Raw genomic sequence first — 387 nt, 5'->3', positions numbered from 1 at the left:
CCTCCAGCACATAGCGAGTCGTCCACAGCTTGTGGCAGCGCGTGCGATAATAGGCGGCCTTGTCGAAATGGACGGTATCCTCGTAAGCTGTCCCGTCCGGTCGCAAATCGTAGCTCTCGAGGATCGACTCGAATGTATCGGCGTGCAGCCGGGGCTGAGTCATCAGCTGACGCGACTCCTCGTAAGCCTCCAAGTTAAGGCCGTCCGCAAACGTGGTCGTCGCCAGCCGCATCAGCGTATCGAGTACGAATAGCGGCTTGTCGGGATACGCGGTCTTGATCTCGCGGATGACGTCCAGCAAGGCGAGCGCCGCCTCGTCCGGAGCTGCGCCGTCCCCCGTCGGTTCGTCAGCTGACCGCAGCCGACGGCTGCCGATCAGGCCGCCGT

At 63.0% G+C, this 387-nt stretch carries 1 pseudogene; it reads right to left on the bottom strand.

The annotated features are described in order from the left end of the window. Window positions 1-387, bottom strand: a pseudogene (locus PA598K_RS38450) (DUF4127 family protein); the annotation flags it as partial.

Source organism: Paenibacillus sp. 598K, from assembly GCF_003851045.1.
Taxonomy (GTDB): domain Bacteria; phylum Bacillota; class Bacilli; order Paenibacillales; family Paenibacillaceae; genus Paenibacillus_D.
This window is presented reverse-complemented; position numbering and strand designations above follow the sequence as displayed.